Raw genomic sequence first — 25,682 nt, 5'->3', positions numbered from 1 at the left:
CAGTCTACGTCGCGGCCTCCTCGTCGAGCTCTTCCAGCTCGCGCTCCCATGCGTCCTTGGCGAGCCGGTACCAGAGGTAGAACGCGAACCCCCCGAACACGGCCCACTCCGCCGCGTAGAAGATGTTGAGCCAGTTCACCGGCGACCCCTCGACCGGCGCCGGCGACGAGATCGCCACGAGATCGCCCAGTGGCTGGTCGGCGGTGAGGAACGGCCGGTACACGTCGAGCCCCTCGATGTCGTGCCACCGGCTCAGCAGGGCCGCCGGCGACATGCGGGTCATCTCCTGCGGGTCGGCATCGCGCGGGGGCGCGGCCGGGCCCTCGTCCGAGATGATGCGGCCGGTGAGGTCGTAGACCGCCGCCGGATTCTGCGCGACCTGGGCGGAGAGAGTGGATGCCACGGCCTCCGCCTGCGCGCGCGTGGGTGCCCACCCCACCGCGACGGCGAGCGACGTGGGTGTCGCACCTGTCCCCGAGCCTGTCGATCCGCTGACGCGCAGCTGCCCGGTCACCCAGTAACCCTCGACGTCGTCGTTGAACCGCGACGACACGACGAGGAAGTCGTCGGCGATCCACTGGCCGCTCACCGACACGCGCTGCCCGACCTGCGGGCCGTTGAGGTAGGCGCCCGGGACGACGACGTCGTCGATCGGCTGCACCTGTTCGGTCGAGCCGGGGGGTGCCGGGGCGATGTCGACCGCACGGCTCAGCTGCCACTGCCCGAGCCACGCGAACACGCCCGCGACCACGAGGCACAGCACCAGCAGCGCCAGCCAGCGCGGGCGCAGCAGCACCTCGCGCAGCGTCGGCGGAAACACCGCCGGAGCCTGTCGGGTCGCTCCCTGGGCCTTCATACGCCGCCGTACGGCGCCACCGCGACCTCGACTCGCTGGAACTCTTTGAGGTCGGAGTACCCCGTGGTCGCCATGGACTTCTTCAGCGCGCCGATGAGGTTCGCCGTGCCGTCGGCGACGGGCGCCGGTCCGTAGAGCACCTCCTCGAGCGTGGCGACCCGGTCGACCGTGACGCGACGGCCGCGCGGCAACGACGGGTGGTGCGCCTCGGGACCCCAGTGGTGCCCCTGGCCCGGGGCATCCGTCGCGCGCGCCAGCGCCACGCCGAGCATCACCGCATCCGCCCCCATCGCCAGTGCCTTCACCAGGTCGCCGGACGTTCCCACTCCCCCGTCGGCGATCACGTGCACGTACCGCCCGCCCGACTCGTCGAGGTAGTCGCGGCGGGCGCCGGCCACATCGGCGACGGCGGTCGCCATCGGCGCGTGGACGCCCAGCGTGGCCCGCGTGGTGGATGCGGCTCCCCCGCCGAACCCGACGAGCACCCCGGCGGCACCCGTGCGCATCAGGTGCAGCGCGGCGGTGTAGGTGGCGGCGCCGCCGACGATCACCGGCACGTCGAGGTCGTAGATGAACCTCTTCAGGTTCAGCGGCTCGTCGACGCTGGAGACGTGCTCGGCCGACACCGTGGTGCCGCGGATCACGAACAGATCGACGCCGGCGGCGACCACCGTCTCATACAGCTCCTGCGTGCGCTGCGGGGTCAGCGAGCCCGCCACGGTCACACCCGCGGCGCGGATCTCGGCGAGCCGCTGCGTGACCAACTCGGGTTTGATCGGCTCGGCGTACACCTCCTGCATGCGGCGGGTCGCGTGCCCGTCGTGCAGCGACGCGATCTCGTCGAGCAGTGGCTGCGGGTCCTCGTAGCGAGTCCACAGCCCCTCGAGGTCGAGCACCCCGAGGCCGCCGAGCTGACCCAGCATGATCGCCGTCGCCGGGCTCACGACCGAGTCCATCGGGGCGCCGAGCACAGGGATGTCGAAGGTGAACGCGTCGATCGACCATGCGGTCGAGACATCCTCGGTGTTGCGGGTGCGGCGCGACGGCACCACCGCGATGTCGTCGAACGTGTACGCGCGACGGGCCCGCTTGGCGCGGCCGAGTTCCATGTCCATGCTCACGGCCCCAGCCTACCCGCGGCTGCTCAGGCGGCGGAGTAGCGGCCGGCCTTCGCCGCCCGGGCACGGGCCTTGGCGGCCTCTTCCTCGCGGCGGAGGCGAGTGCCCCACGGCACGATGTTCGCAGTTTCGCGGCGTGCGCGCAGGCATCCACTCTCCGCCTACGAACATCGCGCGTTTCTGCGAACCTGGTCAGGTAGCCAAGTGCAGCCCGGCGGCCATGGCGCGGCGGATCGTCGCCTCGAGCGCGGGCCACCCGTGCACGACCTGGGCGTAGCTGACACGCAGCACGGTGTAGCCCCGCAGCCGCAGCTCGGCATCGTGCGCGATGTCGCGGCTACGCTGCGCGCTCGACGAGTGGAACTCGTACCCGTCGATCTGCACCACGAGCCGGTCGCCGATCAGCACGTCGACCGGGCGCCCGGCCAAGAGCACCTGCTGGCGCACCGGCACGCCCCAGCGCCGCAGCGGCGTCACCACCATCGTCTCGAGCCCCGAGTCCGACAGCCCGGTGACCGACTCGGCGAGTCGGCGTGCGACCGGCGAACGGAATGGGATGCCACGCAGCACCTCGCCCGCGATGCCTTCGCGGTTCGCGGCCGACTCCCACAGCACGAGGGCGACGTCGAACGGCTGGCACACGGCGATGTGGGCCAGGGCATCCTCGATCGGGGCGACCAGGGTGCGGTCGCCGGCCGGAGCGACCGGCGAGTTCCAGTGCAGGATGCCGGGCCAGCCGGCGCCCAGGCGCGCCGCACCGGAGCCCGGAACGAGGTGCAGGTGCAGCTCGGTGCCGACGGACTCGGGCACGAACCACTTCCGGCGCCGGGCGAGCGATGTGCACGTGACCCTGCCGCCGCCCGCCGCGGCCGTGGCGAGGTCGGCGGCGGCAGAGGGCAGCGCGATCCAGTCCCGGCGGATGCGCCGCGCGCCACCGGCGCGCACGAAGTCGCGGATCAGGTGGATGCCGAACCCGGCGCGCAGCACATGCTCGCGGTGCGCGATGCCCTCATGGGTGCGCAGCCACCCGCGCAGGTCGTCGAAGGTCTTCTTGCGAGCAGCCACGGATAGACCCTGCCCGCCGTGCACCGCCGCGGGGGTGCACGGCGGGCAGGGTGTGCACAACTCATGTGTGCCTCGCCCCTGTGCAGGAGCAGACGCCGCACGAATCCACGGCTCGGGCGCGCGGCACGATGTTCGCAGTTTCGCGGCGTGCGCGCAGGCATCCACTCTCCGCCTGCGAACATCGCGCGCTTCTGCGAACCTGGTGCGGCGGCCGGGGGCCGTGCGTAGACTCAGCGCTTGTAGTTGGGGGCCTCGACCACGATCTGCACGTCGTGCGGATGGGACTCCTTCAGGCCGGCCGCCGTGATGCGCACGAACCGGCCCTTCTCCTTGAGCTCGTCGACGGTGCGGGCGCCCACGTAGAACATCGACTGCCGCAGACCCCCCACCAACTGGTACGCCACGGCGGACACGGGCCCGCGGTAGGCGACCTGGCCCTCGATCCCCTCGGGAATCAGCTTGTCGTCGCTCGGCACGTCGGCCTGGAAGTAGCGGTCCTTCGAATACGACGTCTTCTTGCCGCGCGTCTGCAGCGCGCCCAGCGACCCCATGCCACGGTACAGCTTGAACTGCTTGCCGCCTTGGAACACGATCTCGCCCGGCGACTCCTCGGTGCCGGCCAGCAGCGACCCGAGCATGACGGTGTCGGCACCGGCGACCAGGGCCTTGGCGATGTCGCCCGAGTACTGCAGACCGCCATCGGCGATCAGGGGGATGCCCGCTTCGCGGGCGGCGAGGGATGCCTCGTAGATTGCCGTGACCTGGGGCACACCGACGCCAGCGACGATACGCGTGGTGCAGATCGACCCCGGACCCACACCGACCTTGACGGCATCCACCCCCGCGTCGATCAAGGTCTGGGCGCCGTCGCGCGTGGCCACATTGCCGCCCACGATATCGAGGTGGTCGAACGAGGAATCCGCTCGCAGCCGCGTGACGATGTCGACCACGCCCGCCGACTGGCCGTTGGCGGTGTCGACGACGAGGACGTCGACACCCGCGTCGCGCAACGCGCCGGCGCGCTCCCATGCGTCGCCGAAGAAGCCGATCGCGGCGCCCACGCGCAGCCGGCCGCGGTCGTCCTTCGTCGCGAGCGGGTACTGCTCGCTCTTGTCGAAGTCCTTGATCGTGATGAGCCCGGCGAGCTTGCCGTCGTCGTCGACGAGCGGCAGCTTCTCGATGCGGTGCTGGGCGAACAGCGCGATGACCTCGTTCGCGCCGATGCCGACCCGGCCCGTGACCAGCCCCTCGCCGGTCATGACGTCGCGCACCTTGGTGGCCTGGCGTTCGAAGCCCGACACGAAGCGCATGTCGCGGTTGGTGATGATGCCCACCAGCGCACCCGCGTCGTCGACGACAGGAAGTCCCGAGATGCGGTACTGCGCGCACATCGCGTCGACCTCTTCGATGGAAGCATCGGGGCTCGTCGTGATGGGGTCGGTGATCATGCCCGACTCGCTGCGCTTGACTCGGTCGACCATCGCCGCCTGGTCGTCGATCGAGAGGTTGCGGTGGATGATTCCGAGACCACCCTCGCGGGCGATCGCGATCGCCATGCGCGTCTCGGTCACGGTGTCCATCGCGCTGGACAGCAGCGGCGTCGCGACGGTGATGCGCCGGGTCACCCGAGACGACGTGTCTGCCTCGCTCGGAATGACATCCGTGTGGCCGGGCAGCAGCAGGACATCGTCGTACGTGAGACCGACGAAGCCGAAGGGGTCGTTGTGCTCCATGTCACTTGATTCGAGGCCGCGAACGGGGGCGGTACTCCGCGCTCTTTCGGTCACGGGTACGACACGGTCTCCGTGACGGCTGGTCGAATGCGCTCCGAGACAGTACGCTCATACGCGTCGTTCATCACAGCCGATGCGATCCGAGCCTCGGTGCGCGTGTTGGCGAACTGGAGGTTCTGTGGGTTCTACGACCGCACCCGCCCGGCGATTCGCGCCGTGGCTGATCGCCCTGCTCGGCGCCGTGCTCGCGTTCGTGATGCTCCTGGTCGCGACGCCCGCCACGGCGGCGACGACCGACGGCCAGGAGGAGACGCCCTACTACTTCGGCGGCGTCGTCACCTACGGCGGTGACCCTGTCAGCGATGTCACGATGACGATCGAGGGCAACGGGTTCGACGCCGAGACGGTGACCGACGCCGACGGCCGGTGGCGCCTGTACGTGCCCGAGAAGGCCGAGTACGTGCTCACCGTCGACGAGAACACGCTGCCCGACGGTGTCATCGTCGACCCCGAGCAGCTGCCCGAGGGCATCGCGCCCATCGACGGCACGACCGCATCCTTCGACGTCGAATTCGGCCTGACCGGAACGAAGATCGTCAACCTGTTCCTCGGTCAGGGTGAGCGCGTCACCACCTCGTTCTTCGATCAGTTCGTCGAGCGGCTCTTCAACGGGCTGAACTTCGGCCTGCTGCTCGCCCTGGCCTCGATCGGCCTGTCGCTGATCTACGGCACGACGGGCCTGACCAACTTCGCGCACGCCGAGTTGGTGACCTTCGGCGCGATCATGGCGGTGGTGTTCGCGTTCCCGCTGTCGATGCCCATGTGGCTGGTGATCCCGCTGTCGATCATCGCCGGCGCGGTGCTCGGCTATCTCATCGACCTCACCATGTGGAGACCACTGAAACGAAAAGGGCTGGGCATCGTACCCCTCATGATCGTGACCATCGGCCTCTCCCTGGCCGGCCGCTACGTGTTCCAGTTCTTCCTCGGCGGCAACACCATGCAGCTGCCCGGAGCGGGCTCGGCGAAGATCCCGCTGTTCGGCTCGGTCGGCCTCTCGCCGGTTGCAATGATGTCGATGGGCGCGAGCATCGTCGTGATCGTCGTCGTCGCCCTGTGGCTCATCTACTCGCGCATCGGCAAGGCGACGCGTGCCATCTCGGACAATCCGGATCTCGCGGCGGCGTCGGGCATCAACGTGTCGCGGGTCGTGCGGATCGTGTGGATGCTGTCCTCCAGCCTGGCGGCACTGGCCGGCATCCTGTGGGCCTATTTCCGCCCCGGCGTGCGCTGGGACATGGGGGTGCACATCCTGCTGCTCATCTTCGCCGCAGTCATCCTCGGCGGCCTGGGCACCGCCTTCGGCGCCCTGATCGGCGCGATCGTCGTCGGCGTGCTGGTCGAGGTGTCAAGCCTGTGGATCGCCGCCGACCTGAAGTACGTGGGCGCACTCATGGTGCTGATCGTGGTGCTGCTCATCAGACCCCAGGGCATCCTGGGCAGACGCGAACGAATCGGCTGAGGGAGGCGACATGGACTGGGGAGGAATTCTCAACAACGCCGCGGGCTGGATCATCAGCCCGACGACCATCGCCTACGCGCTGGCCGCGACGGGTTTGGCCGTGCACTTCGGCTACGCGGGCCTGCTGAACTTCGGTGTCGCCGGCTTCATGGCGATCGGCGCGTATAGCTACGCGATCTCGATCCTGACCTTCGGGTTGCCCTGGTGGGTCGGCATCCTCATCGGCATGGTGGGGGCGACGGTCTTCGCGCTGATCCTCGGCATCCCCACGCTGCGCCTGCGCGCCGACTATCTGGCGATCGTGACCATCGCGGCGGCCGAGATCGTGCGGCTACTGTTCACCTCCACCGTCTTCGACGAGTTCACGAACTCGGCGGACGGCCTGGGCGGCTACCATGCCAGCTTCCGTGAGGCCAACCCGTTCCCACCGGGGAACTTCGGCTTCGGGCCGTGGGTGTACTCCTCCGATGGATGGTGGGTGCGCGTGTTCGGCCTGTTCTTGCTGGCCGTGGCCGTGTTCATCGTGTGGTCGGTCATGCGCAGCCCGTGGGGTCGCGTGCTCAAGGGCATCCGCGAGGACGAGGATGCCGTCCGCTCGCTGGGCAAGAACGTGTTCAGCTACAAGATGCAGGCGCTCGTGCTCGGTGGCATCTTCGGCGGCTTCGGCGGGGTCGTGCTCGCCCTGCCGTCGGCAGTCGTACCCGCCACCTATCAGACGAGCCTCACGTTCTTCATCTGGACGATCCTGCTCCTGGGCGGCGCGGCGACCGTGTTCGGCCCCACGCTCGGCGCGGTGCTGTTCTGGGTCGTCATGGCGCTGCTCGACGGCATCCTGCCGGGCCTCGCGGCCGCAGGCATCCTGCCGATCAGCTCGATCCAGGCGGGCGTGCTGCGGTACGTCTTCGTCGGCGTGGCGCTGATGCTGCTGGTGATCTTCCGCCCGCAGGGCATTCTCGGAAACAAGAGGGAGCTGACCTTTGTCAAGTAACCGGTCAAGTAATGAGACCCCTCCCCAGACCGACAGTGTGCCGACGTCCACCGGCAGCATCCGCCGCCCGAAGTCCACGGGCCTCGCCAAGGGCGAGCCCGCCCCGGGCGTGGCGAAGGTCGACCCGATCCTCGTCGCCGACAACGTGACGCGCCGGTTCGGCGGCCTCACAGCCGTCGACGTCGAGCACCTCGAGATCCCGCGCAACGCCATCACCGCGCTCATCGGACCCAACGGTGCGGGCAAGACCACGCTGTTCAACCTGCTGTGCGGGTTCGACAAGCCCAACTCGGGCAGCTGGTCGTTCGACGGCACGCAGCTCAGCGGCATCCCCTCGTTCAAGGTCGCGCGCCTGGGCCAGGTGCGCACGTTCCAGCTGACCAAGGCGCTGTCGCTGCTGTCGGTCCTCGAGAACATGAAGCTCGGCGCAACCGGCCAGGTCGGCGAGAGGTTCTGGACGAGCATGCTGCCGTTCCTCTGGCGCAAGCAGGAGGTCGAGATCGAGGCGAAGGCCCGCGAGCTGCTCGCGCGCTTCAAGCTCGATGCGAAGGCCGACGACTACGCAGCGTCGCTGTCGGGCGGCCAGCGCAAGCTGCTCGAGATGGCGCGCGCGCTGATGAGCGACCCGACCCTGGTCATGCTCGACGAGCCGATGGCCGGTGTGAACCCGGCCCTCACCGAGTCGCTGCTCGATCACATCCTCGACCTGAAGGAACTGGGGATGACCGTGCTGTTCGTCGAACACGACATGCACATGGTGCGGCATATCGCCGACTGGGTCGTCGTAATGGCCGAGGGTGCCGTGGTCGCCGAGGGCCCGCCCGAGTCGGTCATGCAGAACCCGGCCGTGATCGACGCCTACCTCGGCAACCACCAGGACGTCGACCTCGGCGTCGTCACAGGACGCATCGCCGGCGACCTCGACACGTCTGCACAGGAGCTGCTCGAGGAGATCAAGGAATCGGAGGCGGAGGCGATCGCCGAGGCCGAGGAGGAGAACAAGTGAACGACGCAGTGGCAGTGGCCTCCCCCTCCGACGAGGCTGCGAAGTCCGACCGTATCGTCGTGAACGTCGCCGACCTCACCGCGGGCTATCTGCCCGGCATCAACATCATCAACGGGGCGAACCTCGTCGCCCGCAAGGGCGAGCTGATCGGCATCATCGGCCCGAACGGCGCCGGCAAGTCGACTCTGCTCAAGTCGATCTTCGGCATGGTCAAGGTGCGCGGCGGCGACATCACCGTCAACGGCGAGAGCATCGTCGGCCTGCACTCCGACCAGCTGGTCACGCGCGGCGTCGGCTACGTGCCGCAGACGAACAACGTCTTCCCGTCGCTGACGATCGAAGAGAACCTGCAGATGGGCGCGTTCCAGCGGCCGAAGGTCTTCGCCGAGCGCCTCGAGTTCGTCACCGGCATCTTCGCCGAGCTCGGCAAACGCCTCAAGCAGCGTGCCGGATCGCTCTCGGGCGGTGAGCGACAGATGGTGGCGATGTCACGCGCGCTGATGATGGATCCAGCCGTGCTGCTGCTCGACGAGCCGTCCGCGGGTCTGTCGCCGGTGCGCCAGGACGACGCGTTCATCCGGGTGTCCGACATCAACAAGGCGGGCGTGACGACGATCATGGTCGAGCAGAACGCACGCCGCTGCCTGCAGATCTGCGATCGCGGCTACGTGCTCGACCAGGGGCGCGACGCCTATGAGGGCACAGGCCGCGAGCTGCTCAACGACCCCAAGGTCATCGGCCTGTATCTCGGGTCGCTCGGCCAGGACTGACATCCCCGCACGAGCGGGCCCCAGCGCACGAGAAGAGGGCGGATGCCGAAGCATCCGCCCTCTCTCCGCTCAGCGCGTCAGTTGATGCGCGTGTGCGTGTTTTCGGCACCGTACTGGAAGATGCCGATGGTCGCCTCGGTGGGGTCACCCGCGTCGTCGAACGCGATGCCACCGGAGTAGCCGTCGTAGTCGGCGACGTTGCCGGCGAGGATGATGTCGGCGCACTCGGTGAACGAAGTGCACTGCTGTCCGTCACCGGAACCGCCGGAGACCTCCTGCAGCTTGCTGGCGATGTCGGCCGGCTCGGTCGAGTTCGCCGCCAGCGACGCCAGGGCGAGCAGCACGACGGCGTCGTACGACTCACCGGCGTAGTTGAAGTCGACGAGCTCTTCGCCCGACTGCTCCTGCCACTGCGCGATCAGGCGCTGCTGGAAGTCGTCAGCGAGCACCGGACCGGGCTGGGTGCCCTTCGAGCCCTCGATCGACACCGGCATGTCGGCGCCCCACTGCGAACTGTTGCCATCCACGAAGTAGAAGTCGCCACCGGGGAAGCCGCTGTTCACGAACGCGGGCACGATGGTCGCCGTCTCCTCGAAGCCGATGACCGCGATGGCATCGGGGTTCTGCGCGAGGATCGCCGAGATCTGCGCCGAGAAGTTGGTGTCCCCGGCGTTGTACGACTCGGTCGCGACAACTTCGCCACCCGTGCTCTCGAACGTCTCCGTCAGCGAGGCCTCCAGGCCCGTGCCGTAGGCGTCGTTGAGGTAGATGATGCCCAGTGCCTGGTGGCCGTCCTCGGCGATCAGGTTGCCGAGCACCTCGCCCTGCAGCAGGTCGCTGGGGGCGGTGCGCCAGTAGAGGTTGTTGTCTTCCCACGTGGTGAAATCGGGCGACGTGTTCGCCGGCGAGAACGTGATGACGCCCGCGCCGACGGCCTGGTCGAGGAAGAGCTTGGTCACACCGGACGACGCGGCGCCGATGAGGGCCTGCACGCCCTCGCCGAGCAGCTTCGGGACCGTGGTCTCGTACGCCTTGTTGTCGGGGTCGCCGGAGTCGCCGTACTCGACGTTGACGGTGATTCCCTTGGCCGCTTCGTTGATCTCGGCGGTCGCCAGGCCGACGCCGGCCTCTTCGGGCGGGCCGAGGAACGCCAGCGCACCGGTCTGCGGCAGGACCGTGCCGATGTTCAGCGTGAGGTCGCGGGTCTCGGGGGCGTCAGAGGTCGGCGTGTCGCCGCCTCCACCCGAACAACCTGTGAGGACGAGGGCGCTCGCACCGGCGATCGCGACGGCACCGAGAATCCCTGCCGTCCGCGAGCGCCGTGCGCTGCCACGAGTGAAGACGCTCATATTGCTCCTTGCTGTGAATGAACGCGGGTCGACTCGGCGCCGACCCCCTGTCACAAACCTAATGCGGGAACCGTCACCGGTGTGTTGCCGTTCGTTAACGATCGTCACCGCGACCGAATCGTTATATCGGCTCGGTGACGTCCGCGACACCGCGCGGTGTGCGGGCACGGCGGGCGACGACGAACTGGTCGACGGTGAGCACGACGAGGCTGACCCACACCAGGGCGAACCCGATCCAGCGCTCCACGGGCATTGCCTCGTGCAGCAGCCACACTCCGATGAGGAACTGCATGATCGGGGTGAGGAACTGCAGCAGGCCGATGATGCTCAGCGGCGTGCGGCGCGCAGCGGCGGCGAACAGCAGCAGCGGCGCCGCCGTCACCACGCCGGCCAGCGAGAGCAGCACGGCGTGCCCGGGCCCGAGCTCGCCCATCGTCAGACCCGACGTCGCGCCGACCCAGAGGAGCACGCCGATGGCGACCGGAGTCAGCCACGCGGTCTCGAGCGCCAGACCGCTGACGGCGTCGACGGACGGGCCGATATGGCTCTTGACGAGCCCGTAGAAGCCGAACGTGATGGCCAGCACGAACGAGAACCACGGGAACTCGCCGTACCCGACGACGATCACCAGCACCGCCACCAGCGCGACGCCCACCGCGATCCACTGCGCGAGGCGCAGCCGCTCACGCAGTACGAGTACCGCCAGCAGCACGGTGACGATCGGGTTGATGAAGTAGCCGAGGCTCGCCTCCACCACATGGCCGGTCAGCACGGCGAGGAGGTACACGCCCCAGTTCACGAAGACGAGCGTGCCGGCCAGCGCCGTCAGAACGAGCAGCCGGGGCCGCCGCGCGACGCGGGCCAGCGCCGCCCAGCCGCGCACGAGGGTGAGCAGCACGAGGCACACCACGAGCGTGAGCACGACGCGCCACGACACGATCTCCCAGGGTCCACTGGGCTCGAGGGCGAGGAAGTAGAGCGGAAACAGCCCCCACAGCAGATACGCGGCGAAGGCGCACACCGCACCGACGGCGCGCGACGAGAGACGGCTCACCGCTCAAGCCTAGAGCCGCGCGGGCGGCGGCGCAGAAAGTGAAGGACCCGGATGCCTGAGGCATCCGGGTCCTGTTGAATCGCTCTGTCAGCGCACGACCACCGCGAGGACATCGCGGGCCGAGAGCACGAGGTACTCGTCGGCACCGAACTTCACCTCGGTGCCGCCATACTTGCTGTAGAGCACGCGGTCGCCGACGGTCACGTCGACGGGGACGCGGTTGCCGTTGTCGTCGATACGCCCGGGGCCCACCGCGATGACCTCGCCCTCCTGGGGCTTCTCCTTCGCGGTGTCGGGGATGACCAGACCGCTGGACGTGGTCTGCTCAGCGTCGACCTGCTTGATGACGATGCGGTCCTCGAGCGGCTTGATGGAAACCGACACGGTCTACCTCTTTCTTAAGGATCTGGAAAGACTCGTTAGCACCCGCACCTGGAGAGTGCTAACTCAAGTTTAGGCAAGAGTTGGCACTCGCGCAACGTGAGTGCCAACGTTGTTCGCCGCGCACTGGTTCGGTGCACTGAGACCCCTCTTCCCATATCACACACGCAGTGGTTTAATGACCCTCGGGGAGGCAAGTCGTGTTCTTCGGGGGACTGGACAGCGCCGATGCAATCAATCTCACTAGCGGTCGATGTGGGTACGAGCCGCATCGAGGCCGCAACCGCCCGTATCGCGGATGACGGGAGCATCGGGGTCGCTCCACTCCCCCTCGGGCGCAACACCGACAGCGCCCCCAGCGCGGTCTTCGTGTGCGACGACGGCGAGCTGCTCTTCGGCGATGCCGCAGAGCGGCGCGGCCTGACACAGCCGGAGCGACTGATCCGGGAGTTCAAACGCGGCATCGGCGACGCCGTGCCGTACGCGGTGGGCGGGCTCACCCTGACGCCGGCGCAGCTGTACGCGCGCACCGTCGAGTTCGTCGTGCAGTCGGCGACCGAACTCGAGGGCCGCTCGCCGGATGTCGTCTCGGTGACGCACCCCGCATCGTGGGGGGCGCACCGGCTCGGCGTGATCGAGGCGGCACTGGCCGAGTGCGGCATCCACGACATCATGACGATCTCGGAGCCCGAAGCCGCAGCGCGCGCCTACGAGGCGACGCACCCGCTCGACGCCGGCCAGCACCTCGCGGTGTACGACCTGGGCGGCGGAACCTTCGACGCGGTGGTGCTGCGCAAGGATCCGGACGGCGGGCTGCGGGCGCCCACCGCCTCGGTCGGCATCGCAGATCTGGGCGGCGCCGACTTCGACGACGCCGTGCTGCGCCATGTGCTCTCGCGCGCCGCAATCGACCGTGCAGCCCTGGATACCGGCGATCCCGCGATGGCGCTGGTGCAGCTGCGACGAGAGTGCGTCGACGCGAAGGAGGCGCTCTCGTTCGACTCCGATGCGACGGTGCCGGTGCTCGTGTCCTCCGAGCACGCGACGGTGCGGCTCACGCGACGGGAGTTCGAGCACATGATCAGTGCGTCGATCGATCGCACGGCGGACACGCTCGACACCGCGTGCGAGAACGCATCGCTCGAGCACGACGCACTCGAGCGCATCGTGCTCGTCGGCGGCTCGTCGCGGATTCCGCTGGTCGCGCAGCGGCTCTCGGAACGCTTCGATCGCCCGCTGGCCGTCGACACCGACCCGCGCACCGCGATCGCCCTCGGTGCCGCCCGCACCGCGCTCATCGCGGCGAACAACCGTGCACTGGCGGTCGACGCCGAGCCGGTGGTCGCGGCGGATGCACCCGTTCCCGCCGCCCCGCGCGAAATCGCCGTTGCCGTGCGGCGCAGCTCGCCGCTGTGGCTCGTCGCCGCGGCGATGATCATCGCCGGTGCGATCGTGATGGGCAGCACGCTGACCGCGGGATCCGGTGCCTCCCGCACACCCCCCGCCGACGCCGACGACATCGTCTGGACGCCCGTCTTCCAGCCCGAGGGCGCGGCAGCCATCGAGCCCGAGTCGAGCGTGTCCGAGGCTCCGAGCGCCGATCCCCCCGGTGCGTACACGCCACTGCGGGACCGACCCGGAGACACTGCGCGCAACACCCCGCGGGTGGGATCGACGCCGCCGCGATCGACGCCACGGCAGCAGGCATCCACTCCGTCGCAGTCGCCGGCCAACGCCCCGGCATCGTCCCCGACGGGCTCGTCACCGGCACCTGTCGCCCCCGCACCTGCGGACCCCACACCCGCCGACCCCACACCCGCCGACCCCACACCCGCCGACCCCGCACCCGCCGACCCCGCACCCGCCGACCCCACACCCACCGACCCCACACCTGCGGACCCCACACCCCCCGACCCCGCACCGAGCGCCCCGCCGCCGGACCCGGCGCCCGATCCCGACCCGGCCCCGTCTCCGCCCCTGGAGTGATCCACCGATGACGACTCTCCGCGACGCCCCTCCGCTCCTGTCCGAGCGGCTCGTGCGCACGGCACTCAATGCACTCACCGCGTCCGACGGCGCCGCGTGCGGGCTGGTGGTCGGCAACGCCGGCTCGGGAAAGACCGCACTGCTGCACCGTCTGCACCGCACCCTGACCGACGGAGCGCGGCACGCCAGCATCGTCTCGAGCCGCGACGTCGGAAACGCACAGATGCCGCGGTCGCACGTGCTGCTCGTCGACGATCTGCACCTGATGTCGAAGGAGCAGCTGACCCGAGTCGGCGCCCGCGCCGAAGACCCCGCGGCGGGACTGATCGTCGCGACAAGACCGGGCCCGCACACGCCGCAGGGGAACCGCATCGCCGAAGCGCTCGAGCGCGTGCACCCCGCCATCGTGCTGGGTCACGTGTCCCGCTCCGACCTGCTTGCGCACATGGAGGCCGACGACCGCACCGTCGCACCGCCATGCGTCGACTTCATCCTCAATGCGACCGGCGGCATCTCGTGGCTGGTCGACGCAGCACTGCGTGCGCACGACGAGCGCGACTGCGCCGGCGACCCCGATCACCGCGAGCTGTCGCGGATGCTCGGCGAGCAGATCGCGCACCGCATGGATCGCTTGGATCCCGCACTGCGCCGTGGCATCCAGGCTCGCTGCCTCGTCTCGTCGCTGCAGACCGCGTCGCTGATCGACGCCGAGCCCGACGACCTGATGATCCGCGGGTACGCGGAGGGCCTGCTGCTGCGGAGTGGGCAACCGGCACCGATCGTGCGCGCCACGGTGCGCGCGATCACCCCTCCCCGTGTCGTGGCCGAGCTGAGCGCGCAGCTGGCGGCGGGGCTCGCGCATGCCACCGCAGCCGGCGATGCCGACACGCGCGAGTGGCTCGCCCGCGTGCACAGCCCCGCCGTGGCGGCGGCGCTCGCGCGGGAGGCGGACCAGCTGCTGGACACCCACCCCGCGCGCGCCGCCGCCCTGTATGCGCTCGCCGTCGAGTGCGGGGCCGATGCCGAGCAGCTGCGCGAGGCCCGCGCGCGGGCCGCCTTCGGCGCCGGGCGCCTCGATGAGGCCGCCCGGCTCGCCGACGGCGCGGCGACGGCCACGGTGGGGCTCGCGGACATCGCCGCGGCCACGTGGGCGGCACGCGGCCAGATGACGCACGCGGATGCCGCGGCACCCGATGACGGCGGTGCGGCATCGCAGCTCGCCGCATTCGCCGTCGGCCGGATGCTGGCACCCGCCACCGATGACGGCGGCCCGACGACCCTCGCCGTGGCGATCGGGCTGCTGCGCCGCGGACTGGCCGAGACCGTGCACGGGCGAGCACGGCCGGCCCTGGTCGACCTCGTGCGCGCCGCCGAGATGTATTCCGCGTCGGGCACGACGGCGCACGTCCCCGAGCTCCCGGCCGTCGTCGCGGCGACGGCGGCGATCGCGATGGGCGACCTCGAGGCCGCCCGGGCCGTGATCGACGACGCGATCGGCGCGGGGCACGGCGGCCCCTGGGCTCAGCGTCGGCTGCTGCTGTGGCGCGCCTGGATCGCGATGCAGCGCGCGCAGCCCGCCGAAGCGAACAGCGCCCTCGCGGAAGCCACCGCCGAGGCCGACGCGTCGCCGCTGAGCCCACGGGACGCCGTGCTCGCCGATGCGGTGCGGGTCGGGCTGGCCAGGCGATACGCGGATGCCGCCGGGCTCACCGCCGCCTGGCAGCGCGCCCGCCGCGGCATCATGCGCATCGACTTCGACCTGTTCCTGCTGGCTCCGCTGACCGAGCTCGTGTGCTCCGCGGCGAAGGTCGGCGAGATCGAGCTCGTGCAGGAGGCCCTCGATGCCGCTATCGCCCTCGTCGAGCGGCTCGGCACGCCCCTATGGTCGGCGCACATACGGTGGGCGGGCGTGCAACGCGGCATCCTGCTCAATCGCCCCGACGACCTCGCCCCCCACGCGCACGCCCTCGTCGCCGCCGGAGCGACGTGCCCCGTGGCGCACGCGATGGCACGGGCAGGCCGGGTGTGGACCGCGGTGCTGTCGGGAACGGTCGACGTCGACGCCATCGAGGCGGCGGCCTCCGACCTGGCGGCGGTCGGGCTCGCCTGGGACGCCGCACGCCTGGCCGGCTACGGCGCCGGTCGCGCAGATGACCGCCGCGTCTCGGCCCGCCTACTGGCCTGCGCCCGGGAGCTGCACCCCACCGACGTCGCACGCGATCCGAGCGACGGCGCACCCGACGCCGCGCTGAGCGAACGCGAGCTCGAGGTGGCCCGGCTCGTCGTGCGGGGGCACACGTATGCCGAGATCGGCGCCGCCATCTTCATCTCGCCACGCACCGCCGAGCACCACATCGCCCACATCCGGCGTCGACTCGGCGCAGACTCGCGCTCGGACCTCATCGCCAAGCTGCGGGTGCTGCTCGGCGAGGATTCCCCCGTCCCGCCCCCTGGCGGAATCGGGGTTGCCCCCGATTCCGCCAGGTCCGCACCTGCATAGCCTCGGAATATCGCGTAAACCGCTGACTTCTGGTCAAGGGGGCCGAAAATGACTACAGCTGTTGAGACCATCGCCGATGCGCTGATCGCCTTCATTCTGAGCCTGCTGCGCGACCCTGCAGCGGCCGAGGGATTCCACGCCCAACCGGAGGCGGCGATGGCGGCGGCCGGCGTCGCCGACGCGTGCCCGGCCGACGTGCGCGCGGTGAAGCCCGTCATCATCGACCACCACAGCGTGCAACCGGTCAATCCGCCGACCCCTCCGCCGCCGCCCGACAACGTCATCGAAGAGATCTCGAACATCGTGAACCAGTTCACGACCATCGACAACCGGTCGACGCTCATCGATCAGTCCACGAACCAGAACATCTGGACCGAGGGCGGCGACGTCACCCAGGTCTTCGACCAGTCCGCGATCGCGGCCTCGGGCGACAACTCCGTGGCCGCTGGCGACGATGCCCTGCTCGACCAGTCCGACACCGATGTCACGGTCGGTGACGTGGCGATCGGCAACACGACCGACAGCTACAACGACGAGGTCGATGCGTCCGACACCGTCGAGGTGAGCATCGAGCACAGTGGGAACGTGGGCCTGTCGACGAGCGGCGGCGCGGAGTCCACCCCGGAGCCGGAAGCGGCTGCCGCGGAGTCCGCCCCGGAGCCGGAAGCGGCTGCCGCGCTGGCCGCACCGGAGCCGGAAGCGGCTGCAGCGCTGGCCGCACCGGAGCCCGAGCCGCTCATGACCGACCTCACGGCCACCGACGACGGCGATGCCGACCGGCCGCTGACGGCACCCGAACCCGAGGCGTACCCTGAGGAGATCGTTGAGGATCAGTGAGCACCGACATGGACGGCCCCTCGTCGACGGCGGCGACCGGGCGGCCTGCCCTCACCGGGCGGACCGTGCCGGAGCGTCCGCTCGTGGTGCGCCCGACCACGGCGCCGATCATCGCGAACGTGCCGCCCCCGGCATCCATCCGCGTCTCGCAGTTCTTCTGGATCCTCGCGATCGCGATCGGGGGATTCGTGGCGGTCTACTCGTTCATCATCCGCTCCGACCAGTTGCCGCTCATCGCCGACCGCGTGGAGGCGGTCACCGAGGGTCGCACCGACGCGACCTACGCGTCGGCGGCCGACATCGTCTTCTGGGTGTTCTTCACCACGCTGGTCATCATCGTGCTCGCGCAGATCGTGCTGCTCGTGTCGTTCATGGGGCGGCGTCGACGCATCCGGTGGTGGCAGTTCGCCACCTGGATGCTGTCGCTGTGCCTGCTGCTGGTTTCGCGGGAACTGGTGGCCGTCGGCGACCGCGGCGAGGTGCTGTTCCCGCTGCTCGCCCTGCTGTGCGGCCTGGTGGCGATCGCGCTGCTGTTCAGTGTGCTGCCGAAGGCCATCACCTGGTCAGCCCGGCAGTACGACCTGCGCCCCGTCTCCGGGCCCGTCGGCGGCTCCGACGGCGGCTTCTGACCGCACCTGCGCCAGGGTGCGCAGCACCGTGTGGCACGCGGCGACACCGGCACGCTCGGTGAGCGGGTTCGCGCTGCGGCGACGCCACGAGGCCAGCAGCGCATCCGCCGCCTCCTGCAGCTGCCCCGGGCTCGCGTCGTCGGCCAGGCCCAGCCGCCGGGTGGGCGGCGTGCCGTCGGCGCCGAGGATCCGCTGCGCCTCGGCGACCGTCGCCTCCGGCAGCGGGACGTCGCCACCGCGCATGGCCGCCAGCAGCGACAACTCGCGCAGCGCGTGCGAGCCCGCGGAGAGGCGCTCGATACCGTCGCGGATCGGCTGCGCGTCGTCGCGCGGACGCTCGTCCAGCAGCTTCTCGAGCCCCATCAGGATGCCGCGCACCTTCAGCACCGCCGCGCGCGAGCGGAACTGCTCGCGTAGGAATCCCTGCAGCTCGTGCACGCCGCTCTGCGCCACCAGCTGCTCGGCCAGCGCCGACGACGACCCGGCCCCGCCCCGGATGAGCGCGGTCGCCAGGCGGATGCCGAAGATGCCGAACCTGTCGAGCAGGTCGGTGCGCTCGCGCGACGTCAGCTCGACCGCATCGGACGGCCCGGTGAATCGGTCCGCCGAGACCAGCAGCAGCTCCCGGGCTTCCCGGTCGAGGGCGGCCAACCGCACGAACGCCATGTACTCGTCTTCGCGCAGCGTCCGCGCCGCCTGGGCCACGAGGCCGGCCACCGGCAGCGCACCCAGCACCAGCGAGGCCAGGTGACCCTGTTGCTCGTACCGCGCCGCCACCTTGCGCGCCGACAGCAGCGAGTCGATGCGCCCCGACCCGATCTCGTCGGCGCGCGACAGCACGCCGACCGCGCACACCGTCTGCCACGCGCCCGCGGCCGTGTCGCGGAACGCCTCGAGGAACTTCAGGTCGGCCGGGTGCAGGTGCCGCATCAAATAGATGACCGCGTCGGCCGCCGTCGCCGAGTCCGCCGGGGCGAGGAACCCCGCGGCACGGGCCGAGGTGTCGGCGGACAGCGACGCGATGCCGGGCGTGTCGATGAGGATCACCGAGCGCAATGCGCTGATCGGCCAGCCGACGTCGAGAAACGCCACATCCTCTGCGGGCGTGTCGCCGAGGTCGAACACCAGCCGGTCGTCACGGCGACGCACCCGCATCCTTCGTTCCTCCCCCGATGTGAGGTGCATCGTCACCGTCGGCACCTGCGCGTACCGGTACCACGTGACCACCCGCGTGCACTCGCCCGCGTCGGTCGGGGCGATCTGCTCGCCCAGCAGGGCGTTGAGCAGCGTCGACTTTCCAGCCTTCACCATCCCCGCGATCGCGAGGCGCAGCGGCTCGTTGCGACGGCGCTCGAGCTCGTCGATGACGGCCGTCGCCACCGCGTCGCCGCCGTACACGGCACGCGCGGTGCGCAGCAACTCGCCCGCCTCGTGCCCCGGGTCGGCGGTCACGGCACGTCGCCCGGAGAACGCGCAGCCACCGCCGCGGTCGGCTCGGGGGCCGCGGGCAGTTCGGCACTCAGCCCGTCAAGCCTGTCGAGCTGGGCGCGCAGCGCCGCGATCCGCTCGTCACGCGAGGCCGTGTAGACCGTTGCCGAGTCGCGCGCCGCGTTCAGCGCCTGCGTCACCGACTGGTGCAGCTCGTCGGCGAGCGCACCGAAGTGATCGCGCGCTGTGCGCTGCACCAGCCGCAGCCGATCCTTCAGCTGCTTGCCGACCTGGAAGGTGACGTCGTCGATGTAGCGTCGCACCTGGTTCTTCGCCTCGAACCGGCGTCGCGACAGGCGCGACGACATGTCTTCGCGATAGGCACGCCGCCCCACCAGAACGCCCGCCAGCAGCGAGAGCGGGTTGATCAGCGCCAGGCCGATCAGCCCCGTGGCAAGGCCCACCATGAGCACGCCGCCGTACGATCCACGCACGCCGATGTAAATCTTCTCGCCCGCGCCCATCTGCCCCGACTCGATGCCGGGCGGGGCGCTGACCGGATCGAGCACCCCACGGATGTCGCCGACCTCGATCGTCGGAACCCGGGTGCCGTCCTTCGTGAACAGCTCGGAGACCTCTTCGGCCAGCCACCGGGAACGCTCCTCGGTCCACACGAAGGTCTCAGAGATCACGGCGACCGTGCGCTGCTCGAGCCACTCGGTGAACTGCTCCCAGATCGGGCCGGGGTCGCCCTCTTCGATGGCCGCCTCGGCCTCGCGCTGCACCGCCCGCAGTCGATCGCGCAGGTCGTGCTCCATGTCGGCGATCAGGTCCGTGATGCCGTCCGACAGGGTGATCTGCCACCGCGCCGATCGGCTGCGGAACTCTTCGGCGCGCTCCTTGGCCGCTTCGAGCTGCGCGACCATGCGAGGCGTGTCCTCCGGGTGCAGGATGCCGTTCAGCTCGGTGCTGAGCGTCATCCGCAGCTGGTCGATCACCGATGCCAGGTCGTGCGCAGCGGCACGTTCGTGGATGAACTCGGCACGCCCGAGCACATCGCGCCGCAGGTGAGCGACCAGGGCGGGGAACCCCGACTCGTCGTTGAGGCGCGCATCCCGCAGCTCTGCGGCGAGCAGGCGCAGATCGCTCGACACCGAGAAGATCGGCACCGGGCCCACGTCGCCGAGATGACTGCGGTCGATCGCCTCGATCTCGCGCCACGTCGGGTACAGATCGGTCTTGGCGAGAACCGCCGCGACGTTCGGCGACATGCGCAGCGCGTGCCGCAGCAGCTGCACCTCGGGCTCGGTGTACTCCTGCGAGGCGTCGGACACCAGCAGCACCGCGTGCGCGGTCGACAGCGCCGACAGCGTCTCGAGGGCGTGGAACGACTCGAGCCCGCCGACCCCGGGCGAGTCGACCAGCCTCAGCCCACCCTTGAGGATCTCGCGGGGCAGCAGCACCTCGGCCTCGACGATACGGCGGGCGTTGCCCGGATTGCCGTTCTCCGACACGAAATCGGCGATCGCCTCGAGCGCGATGGGCTGCCGCTGCGCCGTGCCGGCCGGGTCGTCGGGGCGGATGAGCACGGATGCGGATGCCTCGGGCGCATACCCCACCGCAGTCGACACGCTGGTGGCGACGTCGTCGTCGACGGGGCACACGGGTGCATTGACGAGTGCGTTGATGAGCTTGCTCTTGCCCTGCTTGAACTCGCCGACGACGAGCACGCGCACGTCCGGGTCGCTCAGGCGGCGACCTGTCGCGTCGAGGTGCGCGGCGAGGTCGTCGCGACCGGCCGCGGCGGCCAGCTCGCGCGTCTCGCGCACCGTCTGTTGCATCGAGTCCCTGCGTGCAGCGTCGCTCATACGCTCTCACTTCTCCCGGGGGTGCGGTCCGTGCGGCGGAGGGTGCCCGCCGCACGGACCGCGGGTGCCGGCTCAGATGGGGAGGTCGAGGCCGACACCGGGCTCTGCACCGTCCACGGGGGGCGGGAAGTCCTCGCCCCAGATCAGATCGGCATCGACATCCCAGACCGACGTGTCCACGTTCTCGAACTCGGTGCGGAAGAGGTCGTCACCGGGCGCGAACATGTCGGAGACGGCGGGGGCCGGGTACGATCCCTCGTCGTCCACACGAGCATCTTCGGGGAGCATCCTGCGCCGATCCTATGCCTCTGCGGCTCCTGGCGATACTGCAGCGATGCTGCCCGACCGCCCCCGTGGGGGCAGCCGGGCAGAGCTGCGCGCCTCAGAACTCGAGCTCGATCTCGCCTGCGACCGCTCCCGGGCTGAGAAGGTTGACGTTCTCGAGTTCGACGTCGACATCAGTCGAGTTGTCGACCGAGTTGTCGTTGAACGCATCGTCGACGTCGATGTTCCAGTGGTCCGAGAAGTCGTAGTCGTCGTTGTACGACCCCGTCGTGTTCCCGATCGCCACGTCGCCGAGCTTCATCTCGAACGTCGAGTTGTCGACCCAGGCGTCGTCCCCCGCCGCCACGGAGTTGTCGCCGGAGGCGACCACCGCGTCGTTGCCGATCCACTGGCTGACGTTGCCGCCGCTGGCGTCACCGCCGACCGCGAACCCGCCGCCGCCGTCGCCGCCGTCACCGTCCCCGCCGCCGCCGGCCAGCGAGATGCCGCCGTCGCCGCCGTCCGACTCTCCGCCGACTCCGACGCCGACGCCTCCGACGCCGAGCAGGCCGCCGCCGACTCCGACTCCGACGCCGGTTCCGCCGTCGCCGTCCCCTCCACCGTTGCCGCCGGCGAGTCCGCCGCCGCCGCCGTCGCCGCCGCCGGCGAGTCCGCCGAGCGCGACCGCTGCGCCGCCGTTGCCGGCCGCCGCTGTGATGTTCTGGTTGACGGACTGGTCGACGTTCGTCGAACGGTTGTCGATGTCGATCGAGCCGCCGCCGCCGCCCATCGCCCCGGCCAGCGAGCCCCCGCCGTGACCGGCGCTGCCGACGATGTTGATGTCGTCGAAGCCGAGGTTGTACTGCCGCACGCCCGCGTTGATCGAGTTGTCGTTCGCCGAGTTGAAGAGCGTCTGGTTGCCCGAGTCGTGGACCGAGTTGTCGTTGTTCGAGTCGGTGTCGTTGTACGAGTTGGTGTCGTTGTACGAGTTGTTGTCGTCGTGCGAATCCGTGTCGTTGAACGAGTTGGTGTCGTTGTACGAGTTCTTGTCGGAGTTGTCCGTGTTGTCAGTGTTCCCCGACAGCAGGTCGTTGTTGGACAGAACGTCGTCGACGACGGTCTGAACCCCCAACAGGTTGTTGTTCATGTCAGCCATGGCTCTTCCCTCTTTCAGATCTCGGATGGCCTGTCGAGAAGAGTCTTCGCTTCACGCCCCGCCTCGGCATCGGGGGTCCCCCCGGAACCCCGGGGGGCCGATGGGGGGATTGCGGGGGGTGCCCTCCGGGTATGGGTCCGGCAGAGAGATGTGCCCGTATGCTGGCGCGATGGATGTCGCGGAGTTGACGGCGCTGCTGACCCCGGAGGGTCTGGACCTGCTCGCGGGCATGCCCGACATCGACTCCACGGCCGACGTCACCCGCGAGGTGTCCGGGTTGCGCGCAGCCGGCCACTCCCCCGAGCTGGTGTCGGCGGTGGTCGGTCAGGCGCGGCTGCGCGTGCGGGCACGAGCCAAGTTCGGGGCGTTCGCAGACCGGCTGCTGTTCACGCCGGCGGGGCTGGAACAGGCGACCCGGATGCCGGTGGCCGCCGTCCACGCCCGGCGCTTGCGCGACGCGGGGGTTCCCCGCGTGGTCGACCTCGGCTGCGGCATCGGGGGCGACGCACTGGCGTTCGCCGCGGCGGGCCTGCCCGTGCTCGCGGTGGACGCCGACGAGGTGACGGCAGCGCTGGCCGCGTTCAATCTCGCCCCGTTCCGCGACGAGACCGAGGTGCGTCACGGCCGGGCCGAAGACGTCGCCCTCGCCGACGGCGACGGTGCCTGGATCGACCCGGCACGTCGCACGGCGGGCCACACCGAGACCGCCCGCGTGCGCGCGGCCGAATACACACCGCCGCTGGACTGGGTCTTCGGTGTCGCCGCGCGGCACCCGGCGGGCGTCAAGCTCGGCCCGGCGTTCGATCGGGCAGAGATCCCCGGCGACGTCGAGGCGCAGTGGGTGAGCGCCGACGGCTCGGTGGTCGAGCTGGCACTGTGGTCGGGTGCGCTGGCGCGCCCCGGCGTGCGCCGCGCCGCCCTGGTGCTGCGCGGCGATGGGGCACACGAGCTCACGGCCCCGGCCGACGCCCCCGACGAACCGGTGCGCGCGCTCGGTGCGTACGTGCACGAACCCGATGGTGCCGTGATCCGCGCTCGGCTGATCGGCGAGGTCGCCCGATCGCTCGAGGCCGGCATGCTCGACCCGCGCATCGCCTACCTCACCTCGGATGCGCCGCTGACGAGCCCGTTCGTGCAGTCCTTCCGGGTGCGCGAGACGATGCCCGCGAAGGTCCCGCGCATCGATGCAGCGCTGCGGGCGCACGGCGTCGGCACGCTCGAGATCAAGAAGCGCGGCGTCGACATCGACCCGGCACAGTTCCGCCGCCGGCTCACCCTCAACGGTGACCGGTCGGCGACCCTGATCGTCACCCGGGTGGGCGCGAAGCGGCTGGCGATCCTCGCCGACCGGGTGTAGCCCGCATCACATGCGGCCGGCGGCCCACACCAGCCAGCCGGCGCTGTACAGGGTCGCGGAGCAGCCGAGCACCAGCGCCCAGACGGCGACGGCACGGCTCTCCCACGGGCGGCGCATCGCGAATACCGCGCCGACGATGCCGACCAGCCCGAGCGGCAGCCCCCACCCGACGAACAGCGACACGATCAGCGCCAGGATCGAGAACGCGAGCGCCCAGCCGGCCGACCCCCGGCGGGGGCGCGCGGGTTCGGGCGGCGGCATCCACGCGGGCAGCACGTCGGCTCCGCTGCCGTCCTCGGCGGGCCCGGACTGCGATTGGGTGGGTACGGCGGCGGTGGGCAGCCGGTCGAACCGTTCCCGGGGCGTGCCGGGAACCCGGGGAGCGTCGGGTGCCTGCGCCACCAGCGGCGGCTCGTGTGCGGCGGGGTCACTCGGGGTGCTCATGACACTGCCACCTGGATCTCGGTGACCGGAAGGGTCGAGTCGGCTCCGAACGCAAGGGTCGACGGCGGCCGGCCCTCGGCGATGAGCTCGGCGGCCAGTGCGGCGATCATCGCGCCGTTGTCGGTGCACAGCGACAGCGGCGGGATCCGCACGGTGATGCCGGCGGCATCCGCCCGCTCTATCGCCACCTCGCGCAGACGACGGTTCGCGATCACGCCACCGCCGAGCAGCAGCCGGGGCACGTCGTGATCGGCGCACGCGGCGAGTGCCTTGGTGACCAGCACGTCCACCACCGCCTCACGGAAGCTCGCCGCGACATCGGCCACCGGCACGTGCTCTGCTGCCTGAACCCACCGCGCCACCGCGGTCTTCAGTCCCGAGAACGAGAAGTCGTAGCGATGAGCAGCCAGGTCGGAGGCCCGCGACAGTCCGCGCGGGAACGCGATCGCGGCCGAGTCGCCCGTGGCGGCGGCACGGTCGATCTCGGGTCCGCCCGGGTAGGGCAGGCCGAGCAGCCGCGCGACCTTGTCGAAGGCCTCACCGGCGGCGTCGTCCATCGTCTCGCCGAGCAGCTCGACGTCGGAGGCGAGGTCGCGCACGAGCAGCAGCGACGTGTGCCCGCCCGACACGAGCAGTGCCACGGTGGGGTACTCGATCGGCGGGGCCGTGGCATCCACGATGTCGGCGGCGATGTGGCCGACCAGGTGGTTCACCGCGTACAGGGGCTTTCCGAGCGACACCGCGAGCGCCTTGGCGGCACCGATGCCGACCATCAGCGCGCCCGCGAGGCCCGGGCCAGAGGTCACGGCGATCGCGTCGAGGTCGCGGAAAGAGACGGATGCCTCGCGCAGCGCCGTCTCGATCGTCGGCCGCAGCGCCTCGAGGTGTGCGCGCGCGGCCACCTCGGGCACGACGCCGCCGTAGCGGGCGTGCTCGTCCATGCTGCTGGCGATCGTGTTGGCCAGCAGCGTGCGGCCGCGCACGATGCCGATGCCGGTCTCGTCGCAGCTCGTCTCGATGCCGAGAACGAGAGGTTCGTCGCGGTTCATCAGCACCATCCCTTGCCCGCTGTCGTGGCCCGCAATTCAGGCTGATCGCGCGCCGCAGCGGGCGACTCACCGCCGGACGCGGTTTCGTCCTGAGTTGTGACGCGCTCCGCGGCCCACCCACGCAGATCGAGCTTCATGACGACGGCGTCGACGTCGTCGGGCTGGTAGTACCGCGGCTTGCGGCCGATCTCGGCGAATCCCTCCGAGGCGTACAGCGCCTGCGCGACAGGGTTGTCGGCGCGCACCTCGAGGAACATGTCACGGACAGAACGACGGGATGCCTCGACCAAGAGCGCCTCGAGCAGTGCGCGTCCGCGACCCC

23 protein-coding genes are annotated in these 25,682 nt (G+C 70.3%); 9 read left to right on the top strand and 14 right to left on the bottom strand.

Translation table 11 applies throughout. The features are described 5' to 3' along the window. Positions 1-4 precede the first annotated feature (4 nt). The 4 genes from ACK5IN_RS01050 to guaB all read right to left on the bottom strand — a co-directional run bounded on the left by ACK5IN_RS01050 (position 5) and on the right by guaB (position 4,772). A complete protein-coding gene (locus ACK5IN_RS01050) occupies positions 5-856 on the bottom strand; it encodes an SURF1 family cytochrome oxidase biogenesis protein (protein ID WP_416894379.1) in 852 nt (283 codons plus the stop codon). Further along, positions 853-1,971, bottom strand: coding sequence for a GuaB3 family IMP dehydrogenase-related protein (locus tag ACK5IN_RS01045; protein WP_416894388.1), 1,119 nt, complete (start codon positions 1,969-1,971; stop codon positions 853-855). Before ACK5IN_RS01045 ends, ACK5IN_RS01050 begins: the two co-directional genes overlap by 4 nt. Positions 1,972-2,166: 195 nt before the next feature. Continuing rightward, on the bottom strand, positions 2,167-3,039 hold the full coding sequence (locus ACK5IN_RS01040; protein ID WP_416894378.1) for an endonuclease domain-containing protein: 873 nt from the start codon (positions 3,037-3,039) through the stop codon (positions 2,167-2,169). Between the two features lie 230 nt (positions 3,040-3,269). Beyond that, positions 3,270-4,772, bottom strand: coding sequence for an IMP dehydrogenase (gene guaB / locus ACK5IN_RS01035; protein WP_416894377.1), 1,503 nt, complete (start codon positions 4,770-4,772; stop codon positions 3,270-3,272). Between the two features lie 178 nt (positions 4,773-4,950). Here guaB and ACK5IN_RS01030 point away from each other — a divergent pair, with 178 nt between their 5' ends. Genes ACK5IN_RS01030 through ACK5IN_RS01015 form a run of 4 tightly spaced genes read left to right on the top strand, consistent with a single transcriptional unit; the run spans position 4,951 to position 9,058 of the window. After that, positions 4,951-6,294, top strand: coding sequence for an ABC transporter permease subunit (locus ACK5IN_RS01030; RefSeq protein ID WP_416894376.1), 1,344 nt, complete (start codon positions 4,951-4,953; stop codon positions 6,292-6,294). A gap of 10 nt (positions 6,295-6,304) precedes the next feature. Continuing rightward, positions 6,305-7,282 (top strand): branched-chain amino acid ABC transporter permease, encoded by a 978-nt coding sequence (locus tag ACK5IN_RS01025; RefSeq protein ID WP_416894375.1) that lies wholly within the window; start codon positions 6,305-6,307, stop codon positions 7,280-7,282. A gap of 37 nt (positions 7,283-7,319) precedes the next feature. After that, positions 7,320-8,288 (top strand): ABC transporter ATP-binding protein, encoded by a 969-nt coding sequence (locus tag ACK5IN_RS01020; RefSeq protein WP_416894374.1) that lies wholly within the window; start codon positions 7,320-7,322, stop codon positions 8,286-8,288. A 14-nt stretch (positions 8,289-8,302) separates the two neighbouring features. Further along, the gene (locus ACK5IN_RS01015) at positions 8,303-9,058 is read left to right on the top strand and encodes an ABC transporter ATP-binding protein (protein ID WP_416894387.1); all 756 of its coding nucleotides are present in this window, start codon (positions 8,303-8,305) and stop codon (positions 9,056-9,058) included. Positions 9,059-9,135: 77 nt separating this feature from the next. Here ACK5IN_RS01015 and ACK5IN_RS01010 read toward each other — a convergent pair whose 3' ends face one another. The 3 genes from ACK5IN_RS01010 to groES form a co-directional block, all read right to left on the bottom strand. Further along, positions 9,136-10,407: an ABC transporter substrate-binding protein gene (locus tag ACK5IN_RS01010; RefSeq protein WP_416894373.1), complete on the bottom strand. Its 1,272-nt coding sequence runs from the start codon at positions 10,405-10,407 to the stop codon at positions 9,136-9,138. Between the two features lie 121 nt (positions 10,408-10,528). After that, positions 10,529-11,461, bottom strand: a complete 933-nt coding sequence (gene rarD / locus ACK5IN_RS01005) for an EamA family transporter RarD (protein ID WP_416894372.1) — start codon at positions 11,459-11,461, stop codon at positions 10,529-10,531. Between the two features lie 87 nt (positions 11,462-11,548). Further along, positions 11,549-11,845, bottom strand: coding sequence for a co-chaperone GroES (gene groES / locus ACK5IN_RS01000; protein WP_416894371.1), 297 nt, complete (start codon positions 11,843-11,845; stop codon positions 11,549-11,551). Between the two features lie 252 nt (positions 11,846-12,097). On the opposite strand from groES, the gene ACK5IN_RS00995 reads away from it, so the two are divergent. From ACK5IN_RS00995 to ACK5IN_RS00980, 4 genes are read left to right on the top strand one after another with little or no spacing between them, the layout of a single operon-like run. Next, positions 12,098-13,828, top strand: a complete 1,731-nt coding sequence (locus tag ACK5IN_RS00995) for an Hsp70 family protein (RefSeq protein WP_416894370.1) — start codon at positions 12,098-12,100, stop codon at positions 13,826-13,828. Positions 13,829-13,835: 7 nt separating this feature from the next. Further along, positions 13,836-16,328: a LuxR C-terminal-related transcriptional regulator gene (locus ACK5IN_RS00990; RefSeq protein WP_416894369.1), complete on the top strand. Its 2,493-nt coding sequence runs from the start codon at positions 13,836-13,838 to the stop codon at positions 16,326-16,328. A gap of 48 nt (positions 16,329-16,376) precedes the next feature. Beyond that, complete coding sequence (locus ACK5IN_RS00985; protein ID WP_416894368.1) at positions 16,377-17,165, top strand: IniB N-terminal domain-containing protein; 789 nt, start codon at positions 16,377-16,379, stop codon at positions 17,163-17,165. Further along, positions 17,162-17,794, top strand: coding sequence for a hypothetical protein (locus ACK5IN_RS00980; protein ID WP_416894367.1), 633 nt, complete (start codon positions 17,162-17,164; stop codon positions 17,792-17,794). The genes ACK5IN_RS00985 and ACK5IN_RS00980 overlap by 4 nt, the downstream gene beginning before the upstream one ends. Here the strand turns inward: ACK5IN_RS00980 and ACK5IN_RS00975 are convergent. From ACK5IN_RS00975 to ACK5IN_RS00960, 4 genes are all read right to left on the bottom strand, one after another. Next, the gene (locus ACK5IN_RS00975) at positions 17,729-19,246 is read right to left on the bottom strand and encodes a dynamin family protein (protein WP_416894366.1); all 1,518 of its coding nucleotides are present in this window, start codon (positions 19,244-19,246) and stop codon (positions 17,729-17,731) included. The genes ACK5IN_RS00980 and ACK5IN_RS00975 overlap by 66 nt on opposite strands. Next, positions 19,243-21,090, bottom strand: coding sequence for a dynamin family protein (locus ACK5IN_RS00970; RefSeq protein WP_416894365.1), 1,848 nt, complete (start codon positions 21,088-21,090; stop codon positions 19,243-19,245). Before ACK5IN_RS00970 ends, ACK5IN_RS00975 begins: the two co-directional genes overlap by 4 nt. Before the next feature lie 72 nt (positions 21,091-21,162). Beyond that, on the bottom strand, positions 21,163-21,378 hold the full coding sequence (locus ACK5IN_RS00965; protein WP_416894364.1) for a hypothetical protein: 216 nt from the start codon (positions 21,376-21,378) through the stop codon (positions 21,163-21,165). A gap of 94 nt (positions 21,379-21,472) precedes the next feature. Continuing rightward, positions 21,473-22,510, bottom strand: a complete 1,038-nt coding sequence (locus ACK5IN_RS00960; RefSeq protein WP_416894363.1) for a hypothetical protein — start codon at positions 22,508-22,510, stop codon at positions 21,473-21,475. 169 nt (positions 22,511-22,679) lie between these two features. On the opposite strand from ACK5IN_RS00960, the gene ACK5IN_RS00955 reads away from it, so the two are divergent. Continuing rightward, complete coding sequence (locus ACK5IN_RS00955; protein WP_416894362.1) at positions 22,680-23,867, top strand: THUMP-like domain-containing protein; 1,188 nt, start codon at positions 22,680-22,682, stop codon at positions 23,865-23,867. Positions 23,868-23,873: 6 nt separating this feature from the next. Here the strand turns inward: ACK5IN_RS00955 and ACK5IN_RS00950 are convergent, their stop codons facing one another. The 3 genes from ACK5IN_RS00950 to ACK5IN_RS00940 form a co-directional block, all read right to left on the bottom strand. Beyond that, on the bottom strand, positions 23,874-24,311 hold the full coding sequence (locus ACK5IN_RS00950) for a hypothetical protein (RefSeq protein WP_416894361.1): 438 nt from the start codon (positions 24,309-24,311) through the stop codon (positions 23,874-23,876). Continuing rightward, on the bottom strand, positions 24,308-25,360 hold the full coding sequence (tsaD, locus tag ACK5IN_RS00945) for a tRNA (adenosine(37)-N6)-threonylcarbamoyltransferase complex transferase subunit TsaD (protein ID WP_416894360.1): 1,053 nt from the start codon (positions 25,358-25,360) through the stop codon (positions 24,308-24,310). Before tsaD ends, ACK5IN_RS00950 begins: the two co-directional genes overlap by 4 nt. Next, the coding region (locus ACK5IN_RS00940; RefSeq protein ID WP_416894359.1) for a GNAT family N-acetyltransferase at positions 25,360-25,682 on the bottom strand (323 nt) is incomplete at its 5' end. The genes ACK5IN_RS00940 and tsaD, both read right to left, overlap by 1 nt.

The organism is Microbacterium sp., from assembly GCF_047971895.1.
Lineage (GTDB): Bacteria > Actinomycetota > Actinomycetes > Actinomycetales > Microbacteriaceae > Microbacterium.
Note: the sequence above shows the minus strand (reverse complement) of the source record. Positions and strands in the feature narration are given on the sequence as shown.